Genomic DNA, 6169 nt, shown 5'->3' with positions numbered 1-6169 from the left:
GTCGTAATCATTTAATAGCTGATGCAGATTGTCAATGGTGGTGAGTTTTTCAATCAATGAATTAACCGTAAAATAAACTTTATCAATATTGCCTTGCAGGTTTTCCCTGTTTTTCCGGGCTTCTTCCAAAAGGGCCTGTCGTTCCGCTTCGCTGGCGTGCTGCAATTGAAAAATATATCCGCCATCATTTTCAGACTGATATTTTTCCATTTGGTATAAAGGAGAAATATCAACACCAGTGATCTGGCCTATCTGGTCAAGCTCCGGTTCGCCGTTTGATGCATATTGCCGGCACATGAAATTACAGAACGTGCGACTAAGGCTATGTTCTTTAAAATAATCGTATTTCTGATTTTTTTCATATTCCTTCCTGTAAATTTCTTTTATGTCCGTGCCGAGGCTAATATCAAGACCCATTTTATTGCGCTTGTTTAGTGCAAAATAAAATAATATTTCCTGGTAAAACAATGGGAAAAAGCCCCCTTTGCAGGGGCCCTTTATTATTGTTTTATCAGTGTAGTTCGAAGTTTGTCACGCCCCGCAAAGAGGATCAGGTAATATATGCCCGTTGGTAAATTACTGGTTCGTACGGTCATGATGGTTTCGCCCGCCTGCAGGTTTTCTTTTCTTTCCAGCAGGGTGGCGCCAGCCTGGTTCACCAGAATCAACCGGGCATTTTGTGCCTGAGGGAGTGTGATTGATAAAACCATGTCAGATCTTACCGGGTTATTGCTGATTTTCAGTACGGCCATCCGCTCACCACCAATATCCACCTGTAGGGTTGAAGAATAATTGAAGCTTTCATCAATATCTACCTGTTTTAAACGGTAAAAATAAGTGTAACCAGGCTGCACTCCTTTATCGGCGAAAGTGTATAGGTGTTCACCAGCACTGTTTGCTGAAGCTGTTTGTCCTATAATTTTGTAGAAGGCGCCGTCTACAGAACGTTCTATTTCGAAGTGAGATGTATTCAGTTCACCAGTGGTTCGCCAGTGTATGTTCACCTGGCCGTTCTCAAATACGGCATTAGCACTTAACCAAAGCAAAGGAAGTACTGTGCCGGTAGTAAACTGGAATTGACTGCCGGAAATGCCTGGAAATTCAGTACTGGTGGCATCCAAAAAGGCGCCGCCTGCTATTCTTACACTAAACGTTGTATTGGAGGCAAGCGTTGTGCTGGGATTTATGACATAGGCAGTTCCTGAGCCGGTCACCTGTCCACTGGTTACGTTAATGGTTTCAACAACCGAATTATCTGAAGCTTTTATTATGGTGATGTTGCCGGTGTTTTTAGTTACAGATTCAGTAAAGGTCAAATTTATATTAGCATCCCGTAAAACACCGGCTGCGTCGTTGGCAGGATTGGTAGAGGCTAATGTAGGCGGTGAGCCATTCAGCATATAATAGGTTCCGGATGAATTGTCTGCTAACATCCAAAGATCAATGTCGCCATCGCCATCAAAATCGTTTGGTTTATAGTTGCCAAAAACTGCTGCGTCATTCAGGGTTAAACCGGCAAAAGGGGAGGAGCCCTGCGTAAAAGTGGTAAAGCTGCCATTGCCATCGCTTCTGGCATAAGCGAAAGGCGATGTATTACTGGCGGTCTGATATAAAATGTCTGCATCCCCGTCTGCATCAAAATCACCAATTATATTTCTGCCGGTGAACCCCGCAGCAGGAAAAGTAGTTGAGGGTTGCAAGGAAAAGCTGCTTCCGTCATTTCTGAAATATGTACCGGTAGAACTGTTGGCTGTTGCCCAAAGATCGATGTCGCCATCACCATCAAAATCCGCTGCTCTGTAGGTACTTATTTGAGCGGCATCGGGCAGGGTAACACTGCTAAAAGGAGAAGAGTTCTGGGCTACAGTGGTAAAAGTACCGTTGCCATTGCTTCTTGCATAATTAAAACCCGAGGTATTTGTTCCGGTCTGGAATAAAATATCAGCATCCCCATCGCCATCAAAATCTGCCACTGTAATTCTTCCAACAGCCGCCGGATTCGGAAAACCAGTCGTTGATTGTGAAGAAAAACTGCTTCCATCGTTTCTAAAATAAGTTCCTGTACCACCATTAGCAGCTACCCAAAGATCAATATCTCCATCGCCATCATAATCTGCGGGCCTGTAAGAACCGGCAATATTTGCATCAGGCAGGGTAAGACCTGCAAAGGGAGAGGCAGACTGTACAACAATTGTAAAGGTGCCATTATGATTGCTTCTGGCATAATTGAAAGGCGAACCGGCTGAAGTATTAGTCTGGAACAAAATGTCTACATCGCCATCACCATCAAAATCAGCAACAATATTGCGCCCGGCGGATGGAATGTTGGGAAAGGTAGTGGAGGATTGAGACGTATAGGTTTGTGCAGAACTGTGTGAAGTTATAAATAACAAAAGGCCTGCTAATAATATTATAGGGCGGCCTTTAAATGATTGTAATGCTGTATAAACAGGATTCATTTTTTTAAAGGTTAAATATGGTTAATGGTTTAAACGCCTAGCTGGTGGCCAACAGCAATTCCAAACTGTTTTGCATGGCGACCCGGAAAGAAGATGCCATTCAGGTTCATAAAAGTGATTGAACAGCTTCCGTCCAAACAGGCGACTACTAAATTATTTTCAACATTGATGACAGTGCCCGGCTCTTTGTCATGTTGATCGGTACCGATAGTTACATCCAGTATTTTCAATTCAATGCCTTTGTAACTGGTAATAGCTCCCCAGTTCCAGGAGTTGCAGGCCCTGCATAAATTAAAGATGGCTGCTGTTTTCATGGCCGACCAGTTGATTAGTACATCTTTTAATACAGGGCGTGAATAATACCTTGCGGATGCTTCATCCTGCGGGGATTCCATTAGCTTATTCCCATGGAGAAAGCCATTCAATATGAAGTCTATACCTTCCAGCGTGATATTGCTCAGGTATTGATTAATGAAAGAATACGTATAGTGCTCTTCATTAGTGATGCATTTGCGCCATATAATGGCGCCTGCATCTGCTTTGTTGGTAATTCTGTGAATACAAACCTCAATGTTTTTTTCGCCATTCTTAAGTTGCCAAAAAACCGGGCTTGGCCCCCTGTAATTCGGGAGAGCGCCAAAATGAATATTAAATACACCGGATATAAGAGGGCCAAGCCTGGTTATATTGAGTATGCGACCATAGCCCATTATAAAAACTAAATCAGGTCGGTCATTATGTACCCATTCATATATATTGTCTTTAGTTGTTTCTACAACAATAGGTATGCGATAAGCTTCACAAAAAGACAGCATCTGTTTTGTGGTTTCAACTCCCGGTAGCCCTGCATAAAAAAGAGTGACGTTAGCTTTTTTTGAAGCTAAATGATATAAAACGGGTTGGCATATTTCTGCCCCAGAGATCACACCTATTTTCATAATAAGCTTACAACCTTGTTGCAGTACTTATTAACCACGTGACGGGAAAATGCCTTCCAGTGCAATAATGAAATTTACACATTGATAAGGCGGCATATTGTCGTGTGGCTGGCTGCCTCCTGCAATGGAAATGGCATTGGCGGCCATTGTTGTTGCGGCTGAAGTACTGTAACTATCAAAAGGGCTGCCAGTGCTGGGATCAACTAAGACCCCGTTGAAGTTATTTTGAGGCGTACTGGCATTCCCCCCCTGTCCATTGCCTGCACTTACCATATGATTATGCATGGGCATTTGCGTGGGTGACAAGGTAACCGATTCTTCCCCTGATGTTTCACCAAGTACTTTAGTGGTTAGTCCCTGGGCGCTACCCGGGTGCATGGGAAAGCGGCATTGCAGATTCGGCAGTGCAAAGGTAGTTTGGCCGTTGCCGCCATAAGTTGTTCCAAGAAGAGAGAATAACGCAGTGTTTTGAGCAATAGGTAAAATTTGTCCGTTGCAAAGAGCAAAACCTTGTGGGGCAAAGTTGCCTGCAAACATCTTGATTTCGCCAAGATAAGCTTCCATAAAAATTGATTAATGGTTATGAAATAGTGATGTATTGCGCTTGATTAGTAGTAAGTATTCAAGGAATGGGTTTCAGCGGGTGCTTACAAGATGGGTTAAACGAATTCGTTCCTGAAAGTAATTATTGATTTTATAATAACAAAATTAAATTTGTTATTTCTTTAAAGTACAAAATTGTACCGTGATGAGTACAAAAATGAACTTAACACGGACAATTCTCTTTCCCTTAATATATTTGTGTTCTAAATACGAGGCTTAATATGCGTGCAACAATTATTTTATTAGTCAGTACCCTGGTGACAACATTATTTTTCACTACTTCATTTGTAAACACTCCGCTGGGTGACAAACCGCTTAATCATCTTTTCACCGTTGGGGTGGGCGCGGGATTGATAGGCGGGCTATACGATGGTTACTATCCTTACAGAATGCTTAAACAACACGGTGATTTTGGCCTGGGCGCTCCCGATAAACTCGATGGCGAGCTGGTTGTTTTTCAGGGAAAGATCTATCAAACCCAAAGCACCGGCAAAACCTTTATAGTTAACGATAAACAAATGACATCCTTTGCCATGGTTAATTTCTTTCAGCCTGATATAAAGTTTACCATTAGTAGCGCCATAACCAAAGAATCGCTTTTTCATTTTCTGGACAGTGTGTTAACTAATGTTAACGGTCTTTACGCCATACATATTAATGGAAAATTCAGCTATCTTAAAACCAGGGCTTTTCCGCCGGTAAAAGAACATGACCATACCCCGCTGGCATCGATGTTAAACCTGCAGCATTTTTTTGAATTCAATAATGCACAGGGCGACCTGATTGGTTACCGCCTGCCATCTTTCATGGATAACACAAATATTTCAGGCTATCACTTTCATTTTTTGAATGCTCAAAAAGATGCGGGTGGCCATATGATAGATGTTAAAGCCGACAGCATCACTATTGAAATAGACCAAATGGACAGCTACTCCATACAGGTTCCATCAACCACCGATTTTGAACATTTTGATTTTAAAAAGAATCGGGAAGAAGATATTAAAAGTGTGGAAAGGGGGAAGGGAGCGGGAAAATAATAAGAAAGGTTTCTGCAAGATGTTGTTAAATAATACAAATTTACCGATGGGTTCAAAGGTGTAATCACTTTTGCTGAATGTATTGGCTTGCTATTTGCATCTTTTTATAGTAAAGATAAAGTCTATGAAAAAGATACTATTTGCCATTCTGTTGAGCGCTGGTTTAATGAGGGGAGCATCCGCTCAGGAAACAAAAGCAAGCGATGTGCCCGCAGCAGTTAAAACAAATTTTAAAACTGCCTTTCCAAATGCTAAAGATGTTGATTGGAAAACGAAGGAAGGAAAATACAAAGCAAAATTTGAAGTAGATGGTACGGACTATATGGCTTCTTATGGCGCTGATGGCAAAATATTGTCAAAAGGTTTGAAGATAAGACGATCTGAACTACCAACACCAGTGACGGATGCTGTAAAGAATTCCGGCAAAACTATAGATAATGTATACAGGATAGATAAGAACGGGTCCACTTACTACCTGGTAAAACTGGAAGGCGATCAGGATACCAAAGTAATATATACACCTGATGGCCAGATAGCAAAAGAAAAATTGGACGAGTAAATATTTTAGATTGATTTTGATTCCTGAAAACAAAGAGGCCGTTCCGATCATAGGGACGGCCTCTTTGCATTATCGCTGTTCGGCCCATGCCAGGCCATCCGGCGAACGGCCTACTTCCAAATGGCCGGTTACCTCCAATGTTTTGAGATCTATTACTGCAATGTAATTATCGGGTGAACACGCAACAAATGCACGTGAACCATCCGGCACCATTAAAATACCGGCAGCGCCTTTACCAACTTTCACGCGTTTGCGTTCTTTCTGCGATTGTGCATCGTATATGAGCAGATCGCCTGAACTAAGGCTTGTGATGAAGACCATTTTGCCATCGGGTGTAAACTTAAGCCGGTTGGCGCCTACTGCTTTTGCATCGATGGTAGTGATGAGCTTTTCTGTTTCCACATCAATAACGGCAATGCTCCCGTCGTCACTGCCTGCTGTCCACAACTGTTTTCCATTGGGCGATACATCAAAACCTTCACAGCCTCTGGCAACGGGAATGACAGTTTGTGACCAGTCTTCCCGCGGTTTGCCATTACTTGTAAGAATGCTCACCGTGCCGGAGTGCACGTT

At 42.4% G+C, this 6169-nt stretch carries 7 protein-coding genes; 2 read left to right on the top strand and 5 right to left on the bottom strand.

The window, feature by feature from the left end:
* The 4 genes from ACJ751_RS00955 to ACJ751_RS00940 all read right to left on the bottom strand — a co-directional run.
* On the bottom strand, positions 1-417 hold a 417-nt coding region (locus ACJ751_RS00955; RefSeq protein ID WP_407743492.1), incomplete at its 3' end, for a hypothetical protein.
* A gap of 83 nt (positions 418-500) precedes the next feature.
* Positions 501-2459 carry an FG-GAP-like repeat-containing protein gene (locus ACJ751_RS00950; RefSeq protein WP_407743491.1) on the bottom strand — a complete coding sequence of 653 codons (1959 nt, stop codon included), beginning with the start codon at positions 2457-2459 and terminating at the stop codon, positions 501-503.
* 29 nt (positions 2460-2488) lie between these two features.
* Complete coding sequence (locus tag ACJ751_RS00945; RefSeq protein ID WP_407743490.1) at positions 2489-3397, bottom strand: methionyl-tRNA formyltransferase; 909 nt, start codon at positions 3395-3397, stop codon at positions 2489-2491.
* A gap of 30 nt (positions 3398-3427) precedes the next feature.
* Entirely contained in the window at positions 3428-3961 is a 534-nt protein-coding gene (locus tag ACJ751_RS00940) for a phage tail protein (RefSeq protein WP_407743489.1), read from the bottom strand.
* Positions 3962-4221: 260 nt separating this feature from the next.
* Here ACJ751_RS00940 and budA point away from each other — a divergent pair, with 260 nt between their 5' ends.
* Positions 4222-5037, top strand: a complete 816-nt coding sequence (gene budA, locus ACJ751_RS00935) for an acetolactate decarboxylase (protein WP_407743488.1) — start codon at positions 4222-4224, stop codon at positions 5035-5037.
* Positions 5038-5161: 124 nt separating this feature from the next.
* Positions 5162-5596: a PepSY-like domain-containing protein gene (locus tag ACJ751_RS00930; RefSeq protein WP_407743487.1), complete on the top strand. Its 435-nt coding sequence runs from the start codon at positions 5162-5164 to the stop codon at positions 5594-5596.
* A gap of 69 nt (positions 5597-5665) precedes the next feature.
* Here the strand turns inward: ACJ751_RS00930 and ACJ751_RS00925 are convergent.
* On the bottom strand, positions 5666-6169 hold a 504-nt coding region (locus ACJ751_RS00925), incomplete at its 5' end, for a YncE family protein (RefSeq protein ID WP_407743486.1).

Source organism: Niastella sp., from assembly GCF_045805085.1.
Taxonomy (GTDB): Bacteria; Bacteroidota; Bacteroidia; order Chitinophagales; family Chitinophagaceae; genus Niastella.
This window is presented reverse-complemented; position numbering and strand designations above follow the sequence as displayed.